The organism is Bacteroidales bacterium, assembly GCA_029210725.1.
Classification (GTDB): Bacteria; Bacteroidota; Bacteroidia; order Bacteroidales.
On the sequence record JARGFM010000007.1, the window covers coordinates 1 to 21578 of the forward strand.

Annotated in this window: 18 protein-coding genes; 5 read left to right on the forward strand and 13 right to left on the reverse strand. The window is 48.5% G+C overall.

The annotated features are described in order from the left end of the window. From P1P86_05270 to P1P86_05280, 3 genes are all read left to right on the forward strand, one after another. Positions 1-266 (forward strand): hypothetical protein (locus P1P86_05270; protein MDF1574583.1); only part of this gene is annotated, 266 nt, incomplete at its 5' end. Positions 267-432: 166 nt separating this feature from the next. Continuing rightward, a complete protein-coding gene (locus P1P86_05275) occupies positions 433-879 on the forward strand; it encodes a radical SAM-associated putative lipoprotein (GenBank protein MDF1574584.1) in 447 nt (148 codons plus the stop codon). Next, entirely contained in the window at positions 876-1967 is a 1092-nt protein-coding gene (locus P1P86_05280) for a TIGR04133 family radical SAM/SPASM protein (GenBank protein MDF1574585.1), read from the forward strand. The genes P1P86_05275 and P1P86_05280 overlap by 4 nt, the downstream gene beginning before the upstream one ends. A gap of 69 nt (positions 1968-2036) precedes the next feature. Here the strand turns inward: P1P86_05280 and P1P86_05285 are convergent, their stop codons facing one another. The 11 genes from P1P86_05285 to P1P86_05335 all read right to left on the reverse strand — a co-directional run bounded on the left by P1P86_05285 (position 2037) and on the right by P1P86_05335 (position 16930). After that, positions 2037-2417 carry a hypothetical protein gene (locus tag P1P86_05285; GenBank protein ID MDF1574586.1) on the reverse strand — a complete coding sequence of 127 codons (381 nt, stop codon included), beginning with the start codon at positions 2415-2417 and terminating at the stop codon, positions 2037-2039. 35 nt (positions 2418-2452) lie between these two features. Beyond that, complete coding sequence (locus P1P86_05290) at positions 2453-3472, reverse strand: HmuY family protein (protein MDF1574587.1); 1020 nt, start codon at positions 3470-3472, stop codon at positions 2453-2455. A gap of 6 nt (positions 3473-3478) precedes the next feature. Then, positions 3479-5725 (reverse strand): TonB-dependent receptor, encoded by a 2247-nt coding sequence (locus tag P1P86_05295; GenBank protein ID MDF1574588.1) that lies wholly within the window; start codon positions 5723-5725, stop codon positions 3479-3481. Between the two features lie 11 nt (positions 5726-5736). Further along, positions 5737-6711: a hypothetical protein gene (locus P1P86_05300; GenBank protein ID MDF1574589.1), complete on the reverse strand. Its 975-nt coding sequence runs from the start codon at positions 6709-6711 to the stop codon at positions 5737-5739. A 271-nt stretch (positions 6712-6982) separates the two neighbouring features. Further along, positions 6983-9223, reverse strand: a complete 2241-nt coding sequence (locus tag P1P86_05305) for an OmpA family protein (protein MDF1574590.1) — start codon at positions 9221-9223, stop codon at positions 6983-6985. A gap of 132 nt (positions 9224-9355) precedes the next feature. After that, a complete protein-coding gene (locus P1P86_05310) occupies positions 9356-10093 on the reverse strand; it encodes an MBL fold metallo-hydrolase (protein ID MDF1574591.1) in 738 nt (245 codons plus the stop codon). 50 nt (positions 10094-10143) lie between these two features. Then, positions 10144-13233, reverse strand: coding sequence for an efflux RND transporter permease subunit (locus tag P1P86_05315; protein ID MDF1574592.1), 3090 nt, complete (start codon positions 13231-13233; stop codon positions 10144-10146). Continuing rightward, on the reverse strand, positions 13230-14282 hold the full coding sequence (locus P1P86_05320; protein ID MDF1574593.1) for an efflux RND transporter periplasmic adaptor subunit: 1053 nt from the start codon (positions 14280-14282) through the stop codon (positions 13230-13232). The genes P1P86_05315 and P1P86_05320 overlap by 4 nt, the downstream gene beginning before the upstream one ends. Further along, the gene (locus tag P1P86_05325; GenBank protein ID MDF1574594.1) at positions 14266-15648 is read right to left on the reverse strand and encodes a TolC family protein; all 1383 of its coding nucleotides are present in this window, start codon (positions 15646-15648) and stop codon (positions 14266-14268) included. Before P1P86_05325 ends, P1P86_05320 begins: the two co-directional genes overlap by 17 nt. Continuing rightward, positions 15645-16277 (reverse strand): TetR/AcrR family transcriptional regulator, encoded by a 633-nt coding sequence (locus tag P1P86_05330; protein MDF1574595.1) that lies wholly within the window; start codon positions 16275-16277, stop codon positions 15645-15647. The genes P1P86_05325 and P1P86_05330 overlap by 4 nt, the downstream gene beginning before the upstream one ends. A gap of 122 nt (positions 16278-16399) precedes the next feature. Continuing rightward, complete coding sequence (locus P1P86_05335) at positions 16400-16930, reverse strand: nitroreductase family protein (protein ID MDF1574596.1); 531 nt, start codon at positions 16928-16930, stop codon at positions 16400-16402. Positions 16931-16967: 37 nt separating this feature from the next. Here P1P86_05335 and P1P86_05340 point away from each other — a divergent pair, with 37 nt between their 5' ends. Next, positions 16968-18302, forward strand: coding sequence for a sugar porter family MFS transporter (locus P1P86_05340; GenBank protein ID MDF1574597.1), 1335 nt, complete (start codon positions 16968-16970; stop codon positions 18300-18302). Positions 18303-18386: 84 nt separating this feature from the next. On the opposite strand, the gene P1P86_05345 is transcribed toward P1P86_05340, so the two are convergent. Together P1P86_05345 and P1P86_05350 are read right to left on the reverse strand one after the other, a co-directional pair. Further along, positions 18387-19385: an ROK family protein gene (locus tag P1P86_05345; GenBank protein ID MDF1574598.1), complete on the reverse strand. Its 999-nt coding sequence runs from the start codon at positions 19383-19385 to the stop codon at positions 18387-18389. 146 nt (positions 19386-19531) lie between these two features. Further along, entirely contained in the window at positions 19532-20878 is a 1347-nt protein-coding gene (locus P1P86_05350; protein ID MDF1574599.1) for an MFS transporter, read from the reverse strand. A 302-nt stretch (positions 20879-21180) separates the two neighbouring features. Here P1P86_05350 and P1P86_05355 point away from each other — a divergent pair, with 302 nt between their 5' ends. Then, entirely contained in the window at positions 21181-21558 is a 378-nt protein-coding gene (locus tag P1P86_05355; protein MDF1574600.1) for an START-like domain-containing protein, read from the forward strand. Positions 21559-21578 lie beyond the last annotated feature (20 nt).

The window sequence follows — 21578 nt, forward strand, 5'->3', positions numbered from 1 at the left end:
GTTTTGTTGCTGCCTATGAAGAAGCATTGCGTCAGTTGGAGGTCCTGGCTCAAAAAGGATTCACTGCGCCCGGTGAAATGGCAATCAGGTATATGATGGTGGATCAGCCGGATAAAGCCATGGATTGGATCGAAAAGGGCTTTGAAGTGCGCGATCCTGTTATGCCTTATATAACGACGCAGATGTTTTTTCTCGATCCATTATTCGACAACCCTAGGTTCATTGAAATTGTTCAGAAAATGAACCTGCCTCTGCCGGAGGTATAAAGGAGATCAAAAATCAGGTGGGCTTGGATTCCAATATGACAACCAGGGCAATTGGATGCATTCTGCCAACAAGTATGGCCAGGTACATTCCGCCTCATTTAGAAGAAACAGGCTGGTAAAAGCAACCAAAACAAGAACACAGGCATCTTCTGTAAAACTGATGATAATGAAACGGACCCTGTTAAAGAAGTACAATACCTTAATAAGCTTGCTGTTATCCATACTGGGTTTTGGGGCGGCCTGCAGTTTAACTGGCTGTGAGTATGGTCCGCTCGCTGTAGAATACGGGACTCCGCATGCGTTTTTTAAAGTAAACGGGAATGTCAAGTCGGAGATGACTTCCACCAATTTGCCAAACATAAGGGTGGTTTTGGGGGTGGACACAGCTTACACCGATGAACAGGGTAACTACCAGGTTGGAACCATGGATTTTCCTGATGACCAGGCTTATCTGGTAGAGTTTAAAGATATTGACGGCGGAAGCAACGGAGCCTATCAGCCCCTGGATACGATCGTCGAATTTATTGATCCTGAATTTACAGGGGGCTCCGGAGGATGGGATCAGGGAGAGACGGAAAAAGAGTTACATGTGAAACTCAGGGACACAGAATGAGCGTCAGGAATATCCCGTTTAAAAAAAAGCTTGCATTAAAACTTCATAAGCGGTATCGCGCGAATGAAATAAAGATTCATGAACTGAGTTACATTTTTTGGGAATGTACACTGCGATGTAATTTGAATTGTATTCACTGCGGTAGCGATTGTATGAAAGACTCCTCTCTTAAAGACATGCCCAGGGAGGATTTCTTTAAAGCACTGGACGACATAAGCCCTGTAGTTACACCCCATAAAACAATGATTGTTTTAACAGGAGGAGAACCTATTTTAAGGAAAGATATCTCCGAGATTGGGACAGAACTATATAACAGGGGCTTTCCCTGGGGCTTAGTTTCCAATGGCATGGGCATGCAAAAGCCCATGATTGAGAAACTGCTTCGATCAGGAATCCGGGCAATGACCATCAGTCTGGATGGCCTGGAAGAATCACATAACTGGCTTCGTGGCAATCAAAAAAGTTTTAAGCATGCCATTAATGCCCTAAGCCTTTTAAGGAATACAGAAGGCCTGCGATACGATGTGGTGACCTGTGCTCATCAGAAAAATATCAATGAACTGCCTGAACTTTATGATTTATTGGTAAACCTGGGCTTAAAGGAGTGGAGGATCTTCACGGTATTTCCAATTGGCAGGGCAAAACAACAAAAAGAGCTTCAATTGGACCCAGGGGAGTTTAAGGGCCTGTTTGATTTCATAGAAAAAGTCCGGAAAGACGGAAAAATAAAGCTCAACTACGGTTGCGAGGGCTTTTTAGGTAATTATGAAGGCCGGGTGAGAGATAATTTCTTTTTCTGCCGGGCAGGTATTAATGTGGCTTCGATCCTGGCAGATGGTTCCATTTCTGCATGTCCGAATCTGCGGGATAATTTCATTCAGGGTAATATTTACAAAGATAGTTTCAGAGAGGTCTGGCTTAACAAATATTCGATATACAGAGATAGAAGCTGGACCAGGACAGGAGTTTGCGGGGATTGTGAGTTCTTTGCTTACTGTGAAGGAAATGGGATGCATTTGAGAGATGAAAAATCCGGTGAATTGTTATTTTGCCATTTAGAAAGAATGGAGCAAGGAGAACGGTCCTGAGTTTAAATTGCTGCAGATTCACTTCAGACGGTTGTCGGTTCACCTAAGATCCCTGTAAACGGGCCTCGCTTATTTGAGCATCACCATCAGGGTGCCTGTGATGTAGGCCGCCACCCACCAGATGTAGGCAATGCGGGAATAGAGATGCACCGGCCTGCTAACCTGTTCTTCGGGGCCCTTCTTCATGCGGAATCTCCAGAGCAGAACCGCATCGATAACCATAGCGGTCAGGGAGGAGTATCCCAGGATGCCATGCAGGGTGAAGGGACTGTTTTCGGAGACGATGATCATCATGGTGGTGGCGCAAACATCCAGGATCACTCCCAGGGTCAGAAACAAAAGTACCAGGTTGATGACCTTTCTTTTTCTCTGTTCGGTCAGGATGGCAATGGAATAGGAAATCAGGGCCAGGGTAACAACGGTTGCGGCAATCTTGGCAAGTGGTAGCATAGAGTTTAAAGAGTTAGTGAGAGAATCAAAAAGGATTATCCGGGGCTTAATCGGGCAAATTCGAAGGACGGACAGCCTTTTACACCGGATTTATTAAAATAACTTTTAAAGCGGAGTTTATACAGTTCATTATTTGCATCTCTGACCAGGTAGGTGTAGCCCGGCCGGACTTTATATTCTGCAGAGTTGCTGGCCTCATCCACCTCCACCGATTTCCAGTCGTGGCCAATGGCATCCAGAGCGGAGGAGAAGGGCATCTGAATGGCCAGTGCGTAGTTAATATCCAGAAAATGCACCAGGGTGTCCAGGGCAGCCTCCACCCCGTTTGGATTAAGCAGGACTCCTCTTACATAATAAGGAGTGGGCACCCCATCGTCGGTAAACAGGATGGTATAATATTGCTGGAACAGAAGGTCCCAGGCCTCCTTTTCCGGCTCAAGCTGGATTGTGCTGTTGCTTTCCAGGGAGAACTGGCTATAATTGTAACGCGCATCCTTTAACACCTCTATGGTATCCGGATCGCTTCCGCCGGGCTCATCGATCAGAAAGCGGTAGGCGGACTCACTTACAGAGATGAATTGCACCTTCCTGGCCAGCTTATAGGCGATCCCGTCGTATTTCCCCAGCAGGTAGACCTCGTTTGTGTAAGTGGGAATGCCTTCCTCAAAACGGACCCAGCTGCCCACCGCGGTGGAATCGGGGTTCCCGTCGGACCGGTCGGCTCTCCATACATGCCCCGGATCGGATGTGTAAACGGCTTCCAAATCCGTGGATCCTGTCCGGGCGATCCCCCAGAAATCCGAGGAATTGATCCGGATGTGGGTCCCCGTATCGGCACACTCGAAAGACAGGACCCAGTCGCTGTTCGCATTTTCAGAAACAATGCTGCCCGTACTCAGATCCACATATACCTGGTAGTCGTAAATGGAGTTCTGCAGGCTCAGGGTATCCACCCCCTCGGGCAAATTATAGGGGGGTACCGCCTCGTCTTCTTCAAAACAGGAGACGCTTCCCAGAGCCAGTATTATCCATATGCCAAAAACGCTCCACTTCATCCTTTCCTACTTGTCAAACCGCTTAAATGCATAGCTGGCCTTCAGGAAGAAGGTGCGGCCCCAGTTCATCAGGGCACTGCCATCCCCGCCTCCTGAATGGACTCCCCCGCCTCCCGAAGAGGTGATCGATTTATTATCAAAAATATTCTTCACCCCGCTGGTCAGGCGGACGGCCCCGTTGTAGAGGGGAACGCTCAGGGTGGCATCCAGATTGTGATAGGCATCCAGGTAGCTCAGCGACACATCGTAAATCTCCCCGGTCTCCATATCCATGGACCCTACGTACCTGCTGTACCGGTCGCTGTATTTATAGAAAAACGACAGTTCAAAGCGGTACTTCACATTCTTGTATTTCAGATTTGCCGTATAATCGGTGCTCTGGGTGAATTCGCTGGTATTGATGATGCTCGACAGCTTGTTATGGAATACGCCCGTATTCACCGTTAATCTGGGGTGAAGCCTGTAGGTGAGGCTGGAAGAGAATCCTTTGGAGATCATGGCCCCGGCCGGCACGTTAAAATAGACGGCCGAGGTGGCATCATCCGGATCGTAGAGCAGTTCGATCTTATTATCTATCTTATTGTAATACAGGTTGGTGGAACTGCTCAGCTGGTGGCTTTTGGAGCCCAGGTTCAGATCCATCCAGAGATTGAAATTATTGCCGGTCTCCGCCTCCAGGTCCGGGTTCCCCAGGATATTATGATTAATGTCCTGGAAGTTCAGGTAGAGCTCCTTGATGGAAGGGGCCCGGAAACCCTTGGCGTAAGATCCTCTCAGGCTCATTACTTTCAGGAGGTCCCACTTCACATTCAGGGAGTAGACCAGGGGCGCATCGAACTTGAAATTATAGATGTACCGAAATCCGGGCTGCAGGTTGAACTTATCGAAGGGGAGGAGGTTCATGCTGAGGAAAGCCGCCACATCGCCCAGGCTTTCGGTCTCAATGAGCCGTTTGCTGACCGCCGTCTCGTAGTTCACCTCGTAGCCTCCCTGAAAGGTGATCCACTCCAGTTCCTCATTGCTGTAGGTCCCCCGGCTGAAATAGTTCCGGAAGGTGGTGGTGTCATGGGCCGACGGAAAGGGAAGCAGGGTCTTCTCCAGGTTCACCAGGTCGTTCAGGTAGCTTATTTTGGATTTCCGGTAAGTGTAATAGGCCCCCGATACCTTCAGGTATTGTTTCTCACCCAGCATTCTGTTCAGGTCCAGCTTGGTATCCCATCGTTTGGTAAAATGATAATAGTCGAAGGCTCCCTCGTAGTTCAGATCCGGATTCAGATGCCCCTTGTCCCGCAATTCTTCGTCAAAGTAACTGGCCGAGAGTTTTGCCTTCCATTTCTTCAGGGTCAGGGCATAATACCCTTCCAGGTTGTACTGGACTTTGGGGTTCCACTCCTTGGCCCTGGAGGTATCCGCCTCCGAATATCCGCCGAAAAAATACCTGCCCATGGAAAGTCCGACAGCGTTTTTTCCCGTATTGATGGAAAAATTACCATCCACATCATAGACCCCCACGCTTTCGTAGTAGCCTTCTGCTCCTGCCGTTAAACTCTTGCGCTTGTTCTCCCTGGTAATAATGTTGATCACCCCGGCCATGGCATTGCTGCCATAGACCACCGACATGGGTCCCTCCACGATCTCAATGTGATCGATGGAAGAGACATTGATCTGCGAAAGGTCCAGGATGCCGTTCTGTCTTCCCACCACGGGGACCCCGTCCACCAGAATCTTTACATGTTCGCCTCCGAGGCCCTGGATCCTTACGGTCGATCCCAGGGCGGCATCCCGTTCATAGGAGAAATTCAGCTCGTTGGAGATCAGCTCCGACAAATTCGTCGCTCCCTTTTTCTCCACGATACTGTTATCGATCACCTTGACTTTATAGATGGATTGATCGATCCGCCTGGGTGAAAACTGGGCCGTGACCACCACCTCGTCAAAATCAACGGTGGAGGGTTTCAGGTAGAGATTACCGGAGCTACCCGGACCGATGGTATCGATTAAAGTCTGGTATCCGATGAACGAAACGGAGATCAGAGATCTTTTACTGACACCGTTTTCAACGACCCCGTTTCTATCCGTAAGGCTGTAGGAAGTGCTTTCCTTATCCAGGCTCTCAAAACAAACATGGGCATTGGGAAGTGTGTTTCCCGTCTCCTTGTCAATGATCACAAGCTTCGACTGCGAAAACACCGCGCAATAACTACACAAAGCAAGGACTACCGTGGTAAAAATGGCTTTCTTTCCAATGCCCATGAAATCCAACCTTAATCCAGCTTCTCTTTATCAAAGACGATCTTACCGGAGGTGCTGCCGTCGGTACCGGTAAAAGTAATCTTATAGATTTCCTCCCCACGCTTCACGAAATAGCAAAGGTCCGGTTCAATGACATAAGTGAAAGTACCCATATCAAAACTCTTCCAGTCGGAACCGATGACAGAGATATGAGTGCTGAATTCCGCAGTCGCCGCATCGGCCAGTCCCGGATCCGTATCCCTGACTTCCGCGGTCTCCAGATCCATGTTGGTCAGTACCCCCGTGACATTGTAGGGAATGGATTCATCCCAGTACTTGGTAAACAGGAGGTCCCATGAATCGGATTCCGGTTCTATATCGATGATCCCGCCACCTGTCAGCGAGTAATAAATAAAATTTTTAGCCGTATAAGAACTGCAGGAAATTTCAGCCGTCTCCCCGGCTGCTTCCAGTCCGCCGTATTTGATGCTAAAGGAGTTGGTCATGGCGGCGCGTTTCTCGATAAATAGTTTCATCAGGTCGCCGTCGCTGTTCCGGATAATAAACAGGGAGTCGCCCAGCACGTCGTGGGTCTGGGTGTTATACACGCCCCAGCCGTAGTCGGGATGGCCCAGGTCGTTCCGGTCAAAGGCTCCGTAATACCAGGAAGTGTCGGAATTAAACATGGGGGGCCACTGAGAGAGACCCGTGGTATCGATGTTATCCCAGGCAGTATGGTCCCCATTGGGATAGGTATAAAGTTCCACCCCGTAACCTTCATTGATCAGTATGGTCGAGCTCATGGGGTTGGTCGAGAAGGCAATATCCCAGGCAGAGCGAGGAGAAGTCTTTACAATGCCGTTCTCCAGGCTGTAATAGACTTCGTCGGCATAGCCGGCACCCATGCTGATGGAATCGGCCAGGCTTACGGGCGGATCGGGTTCAATGGTATTATCGCAGGAGCTTATAATAAATAAGGCAAGCAACAGGTATAACAAATTTTTCATTTTTCTTATTTTAGAAAGTTGTTTTATAGAAAACAATAGAATCCCGGGCAAACATAACTTTCAATTCTGTAGAAATTCTGTAGCTAATCCACTGAAACGGGAGCTTCCGGGGCAGGAAATATGTTCTAAAATATGCTTTGCTGGGGATAGCAGCCGGCCCTTTCTTATCCGGAATGTGTAATTCTCAAATTTAGAGGCAGTTAACGAAAGGAAAAATTCGGGAGAACTTTTATTTATTCCAAATCCATATTAGCCCCTGGTGGTAAAAAGCTTATTTCACAGAGCGCTCATACCACTCCCGGGTCTGGATAAAGGCATCTTCATAGCCCATGGCCCTGACATCCAATAAACGATTCCGGGCCTCCTGGAATGTACGGAATGTGCCTGTGGTATATCTGTAATAGCCGTCCCGGCAGGAATACTCTTTTATCTCAACAATATCTTCAAAACGGGACAGGAGGATGGGCATCCTGGCTGCATTCAATTGTATGGTATAGTGAAACTCCCTGGCAACGCGCCGTGGGGTATCTTCAACCTGGTAAAGCAGGTTCTTTGGAATATATACCCCCGAGAGCCCGGAATCGAGGGGCAGTTTACCTTTTATTTTCAAATATACCTGACGGTTCAGATATCTGCCCAGGGGTGCATCCGTACCATCCGAATAAGTGTTTATGGCCACGGGAGCAGACTCTCCCCTGCCATCGAGCCGCATCCTCTCCAGGTCAACACCCCTCATCTCGAGGTATTCTGCCACCTTCTCGGCACGATACATGGAGAGTATCATATTAAAACCCTCATCCCCAACGGAGTCTGTGTAACCGGTAAGCTCCACGACCGATTCCGGATGGTAGGCCATCAGTTCAGCCACCCTTTCGATCTCAAGCTGGGCAGCCAGAACCAGTTCATACTTATTGGTTTCAAAATGTATGGAAGTGCTGAGTTCATAGGTGAAAGCGGAAATCATCTCAGGTTCCGGTACTGGACTTTCAGTCACCGGCTCAGGCAGAGGAGGATCAAATTCGGACTCAGGCTTTCGCGCATTTAACACCATCTCAATTTCATCCGTATTGGGGGGTTCGATCACCTGCTCCACTGTAATCATCTCCGGTGCAGGCACAGGGGTTTGAACCCCGGGGGCCGACTGTGCAATGGGTGTCGGCTCCGGATCCTTTTCGTCAGCGGGACTGGTCTCTTCAGGCTCCCGGGCCATATTCTGCGCCAGCTCCTCCTCATATTCCACTTCCATCACCATATTTATGGTATTGGAGCCCGGGTCATCCACCCTTCTGACGGCATAGTAGCCTTCCAGTTCATCCCAGCCCGGATTGAAAAACAGGTCATCGCCCGGGGTATTCACCGGGTAACCCAGGTTTTCAGGTTCACTCCAGCTACCATCGCTCTGCAGCCTGGAATGAAAAACATCCGTCCCGCCGATGGAAGCATGACCCTGGGAACTGAAAAAGAGGATGGAGTCATTTTCGGAGATAAAAGGAGTATGCTCCTCATAGGGTGTATTGATGACTGGTCCCAGGTTCACCGGCTCCCCCCACTCTCCTTTCTCATTGAGACGGGATACATAAATATCAAAACTACCCTGGCCACCTCTGACGTCGCTGGTGAAATAGAGCGTTTTTCCGTCCCTGGAGATGCTGGCGTGATTTTCAGAGGTTCTTCCATTGATCTGATAACCCAGGGCCTCCGCTTCCGACCAGCGCTTCCCTTCCAGATGGGAAACGAAAATATCCGAATGAGAATAAAAATGGTGAACCAGATAGAGGTCCTTCCCGTCATAGGAGATGGATACCGGATAAGTCTCCCCTACCATTCCAATTTCTCTGTTAATAACCCTTGGCCTGGTCCACAGGCTGTCGGTGCGGGTCGACATCATGATTTTTCTGTCTGAAGGATAGTCCACCAGGAAGATGAGTATCCGGCCATCGCCTGAGATCACCGGATTGCTGCAGGAGGGCAGATCCTCGTCAAAATGTCCCAGTACCCCCTGGAATTCAAATAAGGGACGTGTAAGCTCAATGGCGGAGGCTCTTTCACAGGCTTCGATCTGCATCCTGGCATACTCCAGCTGAATCGGATCCTGGTTACTGGCGATATCCAGATACTCGGAATAATGCGCAATGGCATCTTCGAACTGGTAATTCAGGTGATAGGCCTGACCCAGCATGAAATGGCTGATAACGGGTGCTCCGGACTCTTTATGTGATTTATCTTTATAATTCATGGAGACCCCTTCTACGGCCTCCTTCAGATAGGTAATGGCCTGATCTTCGTTTCCGGGGATATTCAGACAGCAGGCTCCGCAACGAAACAGAATATTGTGGTTTCCCGGATCAAGTGTCAGTAAGTTTTTATAACGGTTTAAGGCCTCTTCATAAAAGTCGGTCTCCATCAGGTAATCAGCATCAAAAAAGATCCTCTTGAACTCTTTGGTATACTGTCCGTTCAAAATGGTACCGCCTGCCAGTAAAAGAAGCAATAATATCTGTCTGACTTTCATAGCAACATAAATATAAGTAATAGGAACAAGGCTCCGGAATGTATTTATTCACAACTGATCAACGGGGACAGACCAGGAATGTTCCTCCTGAGCTCTTTGCAGGATGATTCCTGGCCGGAATCAGCAACGGGATCATTTCAGGTCACGGATTCTTACCTCAATGCCCTTCTCATCTTTCAGCAAAGAAACCAGCTCCTCGGGATCGGTCTCCCCGTAATGATAGGGATACAGAATCCCGGGTTGAAAAGCCAAGGCAGCATCTGCCACCATCTCCGGGGTCATGGTATATGGTACATTCATGGGAAGAAAGGCTACAGCGATATCCTCTTTCAGATTCCTGAGCTCCGGGATATTTTCGGTATCACCGGCTATCAGCACTTTGGTATTTCCAAATTCAAGAATATACCCGTTTCCGACCCCTTTGGGATGATAAGGGCTCCCGTTGGGGCGCTTATGTAACAGGTTATAAGCCGGGATGGCTTTGATCTTTATACCTTGAATGGTTTCCGAATCTCCGTTTTTCATTACCATGGCCTCGAAATCCTCCAGCTGTTCCAGGCATGTTTCTGTCAATATAAGCTGCGTATTCTCTTTCATGATATGTCCGATGGCAGACATATCCAGATGATCGCCATGCTCGTGGGTGACCAGGACCAGGTCGGCATCCGGCTGGCTGGCATAATCGGCCTCCCTCATAACGGGATCAATGTGGATCACCAGACCATTGATTTTAAACATCAGGGTGCAGTGTCCGATAAAGAACATTTCCAGCTCCCCTACGCTGGTTTGAATGATGTCGCTTTTAAACTGTCCGGCAAGGGGAGCGGTGAACAGGATTCCCGCCACCAAACATATGAGCATTGATTTCATAATCCTTCCTTTTATATTTCCTGACAAGTTATAACGAAGTTCTAAAACAATCAAGCCATATCTGCATCCCTGCTCTTTTGCTCCAGCAATTTATAAATCACCGGAACAATCACCAGGGTCAGCAGGGTGGATACAAACAATCCTCCGATAATGGTCCATCCCATTGGAGCCCAGAGGGTCCCGCCCCTCAGGGTGAGTGGCAGGAGTCCCCCAATAGTGGTCAAAGCAGTAAGCAGGATGGGAGTGAACCTGGTTTCAGCCGCCAGTTGCAGGGCCTTGTGGAGGGGCTCCCCCCTCTCCCGGAGTTTATTGATATAATCGACCAGGATGATCGAATTATTAACCACAATGCCCACCAGGCTGGTCAGACCAATAAAGGCTGTAAAGGAAAAAGTATTTCCCGTGATCCAGAGGGCCCATATCATCCCGGTTACAGCAAAGGGAATAGCCAGGAAAACAATCAGCGGCTGCCTGAAGGATCTGAACTGCAATACCAGAACCGACAGGATGGAGACCAGGGCAATGATCACGGCATTGGTCACCCCCCCGAACGCATCCGATCTTCCTTCCAGTTCGCCCCCTATGGTATAAGAGTAAGCTGTTGGCATTTCGTATTTTTCCAGCTGTTCCAGCACGGGGTCCATGATCTCATCCAGGGTGTAACCACGCTCCACATCGGCCAGGATCTCCGCAGTCCGTTCCATATCATATCTGGATATGGAGCTTGGAGCCTGTTGCAGTTCCAACTCCACGAATTGTTTCAAAGGGTGCTGCCGGCCCGACAGTGAAGATACATAGATCCGTTCCAGCACCTCCTCACCAAAGCGATCTCCCCGGTCCATTTTCAACACCACCGGATAGTCCTTTCCGGAAGGATCCCTGAAACTGGAAACAGCCATGCCGGCCACTGCTGTACGGATGGTTCTGTCAATCTCAATGACCGGAACACCCAGCATATTGGCCTTCTCCTTATTGATATTCAGCAGCAACTCGGTATTGGTCTTTACAAAACGATTATCAATATTGATAGCCCCGGGTTGCTCCCGTATCATTTGCTCCACATCGGCGGAAATCCCCTTCAATACTTCCAGGTCCTCTCCGCTCAGGTAAATCTGCACCGGGGCATCGAAGGGGGGCCCCTGCTCAAATTCCTTCACCCGGATACCTGCCCCGGGATAAGACTCAAAGGTCCGGCGCAGGCGTTCAATCAAATCAGCAAACTCTTCACTATCATAATGATATAACTGGACATATACCTCTGCATAGCATTTATCAAAACGTTTTGGGAACACATTGTAATAGATCCTGGGATTTCCATGACCCACATTGGTGGCATAGTACCTGACCTCGGGCATGGTATCAAGAACCGATTCAATATGACGTGTCACCTGATCGGTCCGGTCGAGACTGGACCCTTCGGGAAGAGTGGCCTGTATCATCAGGTTAGCCTGTTCGGCCTTGGGAAAGAAGCTGATGCCCACCAAAGGAAACATCGCCAGCGATCCCATTAAGAACAAGGTGGCGAGCAGCATGGTCCATCCGGGTCTGTGCAATGCTGTCAGAAGGATTTTCCTGAAAGAGTGTTCAATCACCCAGTTTAGTATAGCACTGATTCCGCGTGACTTATGAGCCTCTTTTTCTTTTGGCTGTAAAAACTTGCTGGTTATCATCGGGGTAAAGGCCAGGGCAATGAGGAGGCTTACACTTAGGGTAAGCGAAATGGTTACCGGAAGTGATTTAATAAATTCCCCGGCCTTGCCCGGCATGGCGGCAATGGGAACAAATGCCAGCACGGTAGTCAGCGTTGCTGTGACCACAGGCCAGCCAATCTCTGAGGCTGCATGGATAGAAGCTTCCCGCCGGGAGTGCCCCATCTGAAGGTAGCGGTTGATATTCTCCACCATGACAATGGAATTATCTACCAGGAGCCCAAGCACCACCACCAGTCCACCGATGGAGATCTGCTGAAGGCCAAAACCGGAGAGGTCCACAAATCCCAGACCGATGGTCAGTGACAAGGGAATGGCAATCACCACCACCACGGAGGAACGGAAGCCCAGTGAGAAAAATATCACCAGGCCGACCAGCACAATGCCCTGGAGCAGATTGCTCATAAAGCCATTGATCCTGCTACGGACCGTCTGGGGCTGGTTGTAGATTACTTCAAGACGCATGTTTGAGGGCAGTTGCTTTTTGAATGCTACGAGAACCGGATCCAGTTCCCGGCCGGTTTCCAGAACATTCAGGCCCTCTTTTTGGCTAATTCCCAAAAAAATGCATCGCCCTCCGCGGACGCTGTCCCTGCGAAATGATTTGGCCCCGAAACGGGCCCGGTAGTTCTGATCCTCGTAGCCGTAACCCAGGGTGGCCACATCCTTCAGATGAATCAGTCTTCCCATATGAGAATTAACCACCATATTCCTGATCTCCTCCAGGTCTTTAAAGGATCCCGATGACTTCACGTTCAGGTTGTTATTACCCAGAGAGATATCTCCCCCGGGAATATTCATGTTGTTACTTTGGATGGCCCTGGTGATCTGGTCCAGGCTTGTATTGACCAGGGCCATCTTCTCAAAATCCAGGTGAATGTGCACCTCCTGACCAGGAAGTGCATAAGCTGTCACCTTTCGTATACTCCGGATCTTTTCGAAACGTTTTGCCAGCTCGTCCGATACCTGTTCCATCTCCTTAAAAGGGGCATCCTCAGAGATCAGGGCCATCAGCATCATAGACATATCGGAAATGGACCATTGCCAGGTCTCCAGCTGAAGGATCTCGTCGGGCAGGGTGCCCCGGATGCTGTTTACCTGCCGGACCACCTCCTCATATTTCTCATCGGCATCGGTTTCAAAATCAAATTCCACGGAGATCACCGCAATGCCGTCCCGCACATCGGTGATAATCCGTTCGATATCATCCAGCTCATTCATGGCCTCCTCCAGGGGGAGCGCTACCAGAGATTCCATGTCCAGGGGACCTGCCCCCGGCATCAGGACGATGATGGAGGAACCGGGCACGGTCACTTCCGGATTCTCGGTCCGGGGCATGGTAATCAAGGACCTGACACCAAATACCGTCAGGAAGATGAAGACCATCCAGGTAAAGGAGCGATTATCTATGGCCAGTTGGGGCAGTCTCATTGATCAGAGCCTTTATCAAGGTTCACGGGATCGACCCTGGAATCCTGCAGGATATACTTGGCACCTTCCGTAACCACCAGTTCGCCCGGTTCAACACCCTGGGTCACCATCATCAGATCGCCCATCAAACGGCCTGTGCGAATTCTTCTCCTGCTCACTTCCCCATCCCGGTAGACATAGATAAAGGCGCTATGATCGCTGGCCTCAAGCAGCGACTCCAGGGGAACCACAGCAGCAGTGGTGGTCTGTGTGGGAAAAATATCAGCACGGGCAATAAAACCTGTTCTGAAACGGGGGTTCGTTTCGATCAGGGTCAGATCCACCTCATAGGTCCCCGTAAGGGGATCTGCAATGCTTCCCAGTTTTGTAATTCGCGCAGCAAAACGCTCATCTGGAAAGGGATCCATCTCCACCAGGGCCGAGTCGCCCAGGGAAAACTTTACAATATCCTTGTCTGTCAGTGCCACACACACCACCCAGTCATTCTCCATAGATGCAAAAAGAATGGCCGGATACCCGGGAGCAATGAACTCATTGGTCTCCACCAGAACCTTCTGGATCCTTCCATGGGATGGTGCCTTGATACTGGAGTACTCCTGGTTAAAATCGGCAATCCGGAGTTGTGACTGAGCCAGCTCGAATGCAGATCTGGCATTCTGCAGTTGCTCCAGGGTGGCAACGCTGTCCTGGTAAAGATTATTTGCCCGGGTCAGGTCTCTTTTTGCCTTTTCCAGGCTAATGCGCGCCTGGTTTACCCGGGCATCTATTTCAGAAAGATCCAGCTCTGCCAGAATTTCACCCCCTTTCACAGAAACCCCCTCCTTCACATTCAGTTTCCTTACGATCCCACCGGTTTTAAAGCCCAGTTTCATTTCCGTGGTGGTGCTCAGCATACCTGCGGCCCTGACAGCTAACTTATATTCCCGGAGCTCTACTTCCCAGAGCTTTACCTGAAGCACTTTGCTTTCTTTGGTTTCCCTCCTGATATCGGGCCTGCACCCGGCCAGCAGCAGGATTGCTGCGAAAATCAAGCTATTCAGTGTTCTCATATTTTCCACTTTTTTCAGGTCTGTTTGCTCCCATGGCACATTCAAAACCGGCCAGTCTGCTATAGTATTCACTCCTTGCTATAATGACATTGGCTCCCGCACCTGTCATACTGGTGCGGGCATCAATCAGTTCCAGCAGGGAAGACTGGCCTTCCATGTATTTCCGCTTAATCAGCTCATAGGCCCGCCTGGCTGAACGGATCTGCTGGTTCGCCGATTCGACCGACTCATAAGCAGCCTGCAGTCCATAGAAATGGTCAATCAGCTCCATGCTGATCTGCTGCTGAGTCTCCAGGTAGAGTTCATCGAGCTTCTCCCCGTCTATCCTGCTTTGCTGAACCTTCTGATGGTTTGTCACTCCCTGAAACAGGTTCCATCTCATAACCAGCGATGCCAGCATAAAATCATCCTCATTGGTAAAGCGGTACTGCTCTCCCTGAAAACCATAATCCACCACCCCGAACAGGCCCGGGATATTCTTTCCCCGGTGCAGAGCCCTGAGATGTTTATTGAGCTCCATATACTGCTCGATCTGATGTAATTCGTCCCTGTTTTGGAGGGCCAGCAAAGTAGCTTCTTCCAGAGATACAACAGGGGGTAAGGGCGATTCGGTCATCAGCTCGATGGAAGCATCCAGTGAACGGTTCAGAAGGAAATTGAAATAAGCCCTGGATGCCTCCTTAATGTTTTTTGCCTGAGCCCGCTGAACCTCCACCTTGCTGAGTTCCGATTCCGACCGGTAAACCGCATCGATGGTCACTTTATCGTTCTCAAAAAGGCTCTTGCTTACCCGCAGATTCTCAGCGACCAGGCTCAGGGAAGTGTCGGACAGAAGCACCAGATTGTGTGCTTTCTTGTAAGCATAGTATGCCTGGGTGATCTCCCGGATTAATTCCCTCTTATACCGTTCCACATCTATGCGGGTTATTTCGGCCTGCTGCTTCCGGATCCGGTAGTTCTGAATAAGATCCGAATTAAAGATGGGTTGCACCAGGGAGACCTTGGTCTCCTGTTCGGTGGGCCGGTAAAACGGAAAGGTTTCATTTTCAATCTGAGGAAACATTTCGGATGCGGTCAGCATATTGAGGGTAGAGTAAACCGGATTCAGCAGATCCCCTACAGGGAATTCAATGATCCGGCCTCCATCGGCTACCGTATATCTGGCATTCAGGCTGATATCCGGAAAAAACAGTCCTTTTGCCTCCTTTAGCGCAGCCAGATCGCCGTTATAATCCAGTTGTTTCTGCCTGAGTCCCGTATTAGACTCCAGACCCTGCCTGATATAGTCCTCCAGATAGGGATTCTGGGCCGGGAGACAGGCACATGCCAGGCTGTACAAAAGGATTAAAATGAGTTTTTGCTTCATGATCTGATACCGTTTAATACCAGGGCAAAATGACTGTCAAGTATCTGGTCCTGGGTAAGCTCCAGGACCTCAAGAAGGGCAGGTTTCATGGTCACAAAGCGCACCACACTGAGTACGGTCATCCACAGGGTATGCGCAATCAGCAGGGCCGGCACATCTGCCCGGATCAGCTTCTCTTTCACACCCTGTTCTACCAGCTGGATCACTGTTTCCACGGTCGATTCCTTATAGATCATCTCTTGTACGTCGCTCGTGCTGACACTCAAAGTCTGTGGCTCCATCTCTTCCAGGGTCATAATGGCTCTCATACGATCGGGATCCGATCTGGAGAACTCAATGGTGGCACGTCCCATCCTTCCCAGTTTCTCCAGGGCAGTGCCCCCCCCCTCTGTGGCCTTCAGGGTTACCGATCTGAGAAGGCGGATAGACCTGCGGGCCACGGCCATGTGCAGGTCCTCCTTGCTTTTAAAATAGAGGTATAGCGTCCCCTTGCTCAGCTCCGCTTCCTCTGCAATATCGTCCATGGTGGCGAGGTCAAAGCCTTTGCTAAAGAAGACCTTCTCTGCGGCCAGAACAATCTCATCTTTGCGCTGCTGTTTCTCACGCTCTTTTCTTTCGGCTATTCCCATAACTGACTATTATTTTATTTAATGAACATTAGTCATTTAATAGACGAAATTAATTATTTTTATACTATTCAGTAAAAAAAAGGCTTCAAATATCCCCGGATTGTTGTTTTGGGCAAAGGACGCTACAGGCCGTAGCTGACAATCTCCGACAGGGGCTTGCGTTTATCACGGTGCCTCTCCGGATCTGCACGGTCCAGCGGGTATCCCAGAGGTAAAATAACCACCGGTTCCCGGTGACCGGGAAGCTTCAGCAATTCCCTGGTCTTTTCCACATTAAAATTACAGATCCAGCAGGTGGCCAGACCGAGTTCGGCAGCCTGCAGGGTCATATGATCGGTGGCAATGGCAATGTCCACATCTGCGTGATCCTTCCCATCGTCCTTTCTTTTCCAGGACCTGGAATGATCAGCACAGACCACAATCACACAGGGGGCGGTCCTGAACCACTCCCGGTGATAGGCTTCATAAAAGCGTTCCAGATCGTGTTTCTCCCGGATCACATAAAAGTGCCAGGGCTGGAAATTTACGGCCGAGGGGGCCACCCTGCCAGCCTCCAGGATAAGAGTGAGTTTCTCCTGTTCCACGGGTCGGGCCTCGTAACTGCGGCAGGAATATCGTGACTTTGCCAGTTCGATGAAGTGATTTGAATGCATGGAATAAAAATATACATTTGTTTCAAAATAGCCATATATGAAACATCATCGTATTTTATTCTGGTCGATCACCGTTGCCCTGGGGGGATTTCTTTTTGGATTCGATACGGCTGTCATTTCAGGGGCTGAACAGTATATTCAAAAGATTTGGGGACTGAATTCCGTTCAGCATGGATTTACCGTCTCCATCGCACTTATAGGTACGGTGATTGGTGCACTGTTCGGAGGAATTCCTTCTGACCGGATCGGCCGGAAAATGACTCTGTTCTGGATCGCGGTGCTTTATTTAATATCTGCCCTGGGATCTGCCCTTTCCACAAACTGGTATTTGTTCATGATATTCCGTTTCCTTGGCGGGCTTGGAGTTGGAGCATCCTCGGTGGCAGCACCCATGTATATATCCGAGATTTCCCCTGCAGACAGAAGGGGTCAGTTGGTAGCCATGTTTCAGTTCAATGTGGTCTTTGGAATTGTCATTGCCTATATCTCCAATTATTTTATCGCCGGGACAGGTCCAAACTCCTGGAGATGGATGCTGGGCGTCGAAGCCATCCCCGCGATCCTCTTCCTCGTCCTGGTACTCCGGATCCCAAGGAGTCCGAGATGGCTTATCCTGAAAAGGAACCTGGTGGACGAGGCCAGGGCTGTCCTGGAACTGATCAACCCGGCCAACGTGGAGGAGACGCTTAAAAACATTCAACAGTCCAGACATGAAACGAATACGGATCAGCATCTGTTTAAGTCCAGGATCTACCGCCTTCCCATTCTGCTGGCAGTTCTGATTGCCTTCTTTAACCAGGTATCCGGGATTAACGCCATTATTTATTATGCTCCCCGGATATTTGAGATGACCGGATTAGGAGAAAGCTCCGCATTGCTGTCCACCGCGGGGATCGGAATTGTAAATTTCATATTTACCCTCCTGGCGATGCGCTTTATCGATAAAATCGGCCGAAGGACCCTGATGCTTATCGGATCCATAGGCCTGATCATCACTCTTGGACTGGTATCCAGAGCCTTTTACTCAGAATCTTTTGGTGGTCTGGCGGTACCCATATTCCTTTTCATATATATCGCCTTCTTTGCTTTCTCACAGGGTGCAGTCATCTGGGTATTTATCTCAGAGGTGTTTCCCAATGAAGTCAGGGCTGGCGGCCAGGCCCTGGGAAGCTTTACACACTGGTTCATGGCAGCCCTGATTGCTTTCTCCTTCCCTGCTATCGCTGCAAAACTCGGGGGAGGCACCACCTTCCTGATTTTCGCAATCATGATGGTGCTTCAGCTGCTTTTCGTGCTTCGACTGATGCCCGAAACAAAAGGTAAGTCGCTCGAAATGATCCAGGGTGAGCTGGCAAACAGGAAAAAAAAGTGATGTAATTCCGGTTCGATGAAGAACAGTCCCACCCTCAGATTCTAAAATCTGAGATTGTAAAATACGGTGTCCTTATTGGAGAATTTAATTGTTCCACACCAGCGCACTGGCTCCGAGTATCGCTGCATGTCCAAGATCCAACTCAGAGACAAGTATGGGAATATTTCTTTTCCGAAAGACAGGCAATAAGCTGTTCTCCAGACTTTCTTTTATTGGTTTGAGAATTAAATCACCTGCAGCAACGGGGCCACCGAAGAGAAAGATGGCTTCCGGACTCAAATGGTGTACCGTAGTAGCCAAAGCCATCCCCAAATATTTACCCGTGATCTCGAATACTTCCAGGGCGATCTTATCACCCTGAACTGCCGCCTCAAAAATATGTTTGGATGTCATCTCTTTGTAGCTGTAAGCGGACAGTAAGCTATCCTCCGCGTGGTCTCTCAGCAGAAGTTCAAAAGCCGTTCTTTTCATACCCGGAGCAGAACAATACGCTTCCAGATGACCTCTTCCGCCACATCCGCACAAGCGGCCATCGGCAACGATGGTGTTATGCCCGCATTCCCCGGCAAAACCGTCGACACCATATACGACATCCCCATTGTAAAAAAGCCCGCTACCTACCCCCGTTCCCAGGGTGAACATCACAAAGTTGTCCATATTTCGTGCACCACCATAGGCCTTTTCACCCAATGCCGCTGCATTTGCATCATTGGTTATACGTATCTTCGGCATGTCAGGAAACTTTTCAGCCAGTATTTTACAAAAAGGCACTTTCCCGGTAAATGGCAGATTAGGGGCAAATTCTATGGTACCTTCATTGTAGTTGGCATTAGGTGCTCCTATTCCGATACCCACAACCTCATAATCAAGATTAATTTTTGTAAGTAAAGAATTGGTTATTCTGCTGATTTCCAAAATAAAATTTTGCAGCAGTTTATCTGAAACCTGCTGATCAGCCCTGGGATTTAATTTTTTGGGAGGCGTGGGTAAAGAGTCTTCCAGTAATATCTTCCCGTCCTGGTTTACAACTCCAATAACCGTATTGGTTCCTCCTATATCGATTCCGATTGATAATTTGACCATTATTTAGATTAATTAAATTTCATTAATTACATACATATTTAAACGCTCGTTTTGACTTTTTTGAGCTTCGCTTAAGCTTGCTTTGTGAAGCGAAAAGTTCCTCGCAGCAAAGCTGCGGGGAACTTTAATTACCTATTTCAGTAAGATTACCTTCGGATCATACTTCCTTTTACGGCATAAAAGAATATGTAAAGGTAACACATGGCCGGAACAATAAAGGCCCAGGTATAACCAGCGCCATCAGCAATGGCTCCCATAAGTGGAGGTATAAGTGCTCCACCTAAAATCAAGGCATTGATTAAGCCGGAAGCAGAACTTAGTTCTGCCTTATCCAGGTCTCTGACTGCCAGTGCGAAAATATTGGGGAACATAATGGAGTTGAATAATCCGATGGAAATGATCGTCCAAAGCGCTATGTCTCCGCCTGTAAAGGTCGTTGTAAGATCGAGCGCAGCTGCTGCCAGGGCAAAAATGGCCAGTGTACGGGCTGCTTTTCCGCGGCCAACCAGCATAATGACAAAGTTAAGCATTGCAGCTCCGGTAAAGGTGGCTCCGATCGCCCAGTTCCAATCAGTCACAAACGAACCTGAAATAAAAGCCAGAATCAATACAGGAATCACAAACAAAAGTTTTTTCGACATTTTCCGGTCGGTGAACATAAAGGATCCGAAGAAACGTCCAACCATTGCCCCTCCCCAGTAAATGGCCGCATAGGTAGAAGCCATTTCAGAAGAGATATTGATTGAATTCCGGAGGTAATTAACAATCAGCCCGGCGTTGCCAGCCTCAGCACCAACATACACGAATATGGCAATAGCACCCAGAACCACATGAGGATATTTCCATACACTTTTCTTTTTGCCGGTACTTTCTTCCGTTTTAATAACAGGCAATTTGATCGAGAACAAAGCAATGGCAACGATAATTACAAAAACACCCATCACAATAAAGGGCAGAGGTACCCTGTCTGCAGCTACCATATTATCCTGAGGGAATTGTAATCCTTTGAAAATAGCCACTGAAATCAACCAGGGAGCAATCATGGTAGCAACGGAGTTCAGTGCCTGTGTCAAATTTAAACGGCTCGAAGCGGAAGAATCAGGCCCAAGTGCAGTAACATAGGGATTTGCTGCGACCTGCAACAAAACAACACCGGTTGCCAGGATAAAGGTTCCTATCAAAAAGATAGGGAATGAGGGTAATTTAGCTGCCGGTATAAAAATAAAACTGCCAAGCGCCATTAAAAACAGACCGGTAATTACGGTATATTTATAGCCTATTTTATCAATCAGTTTCCCGGCCGGGATTGACATAATCGGATAGGTTATAAAAAACGCCGAGGTGATTAACTGGGCAGCAAGCTCCGATAAACCAAAAATCTCCTTAACCGGAGCAGTTAAGGTAATAATAAATGTAGTGGCAAAACCAAAAATGAAAAATATGGAGCCGAAAACCGACATACCCACTACCATGTTATTGCGTTTGTTGTCCATTTGATTATTTTTTAATTTATAAAATGCTTATTCGTATTTAATGATTTCAAAGCGCCAAATTTCTCATCCGTTTTATCTTACTGTATATCAATCCCATACACTCTTTAGGGAATATCTTAACCTTACAGCAGCGAAGTCATAAATATAATCACTTTCAACAAAACTGTATCTCAGAAGGCTTTTTTATATTGATTCTAGGTATTTGAATCCCTGAAGATTGCTCAGAGGTCCCGGGCTTTGAAATATGCAGATTTTTATTATATTGCAAGTAGGACTGAATTATGAACTAATTCTATATCCGAATGAAGATTAAATACGAACTGGAATATACCTTCAATACCTCCCCCAATTTCTTATATGCAAGATTAAGTACTCCGGAGGGTCTTTCCGAATGGTTTGCCGATGATGTGAATCTGAGAAGGGGCAAATTTAATTTTGTGTGGGAAGGAACCGAACATACGGCCACTGTGGTGCAGAAGAAGGCCAATAAGTTTATACGCTTTCAATGGGAGGATGATGAAAACCAGGAACAGTTTTTTGAGTTCAGGATTCATACCGATGAACTGACAGGGGATGTGGCACTTCTGATCACGGATTTCGCTGAAGAGAATGAAAAGGACGATGCTGTAGATTTGTGGGACAGCCAGATCTCCGAATTGAAACATGCTATTGGGCTCTGAAGCTTTCCCTGTTTCCAAAA